This is a genomic window from Mesorhizobium sp. Arg314, from assembly GCF_053714275.1.
Genome location: NZ_JBSKBP010000362.1, coordinates 1 through 255 on the forward strand (window position 1 = coordinate 1; position 255 = coordinate 255).

The window sequence follows — 255 nt, forward strand, 5'->3', positions numbered from 1 at the left end:
GCCGCTATGGTAGAAGACAACGAGGCTTCACCCCTGGCTTTAGCAGCCGAGCAGTACGCGACCGTCCGCAAATATGCGGGTGCGTTCCTGCAGGCGTTCACGTTCCGCTCGGCCCGCCGACACGATCCACTTCTTGCGGCGGTCGGTGCGCTGAAACGCCTCTACTCGGAGAGGCGCCGGCCAGTTCTTCCGAGCAAGTGATCGAGCCGCCAAACGAGGTGACATCAATCTCCACTACGGTAGCGAGCCCGGCTC

1 pseudogene is annotated in these 255 nt (G+C 62.7%); it reads left to right on the plus strand.

The annotated features are described in order from the left end of the window. Window positions 1-198, plus strand: a pseudogene (locus ACWGS9_RS35870) (hypothetical protein); the annotation flags it as partial. Window positions 199-255 lie beyond the last annotated feature (57 nt).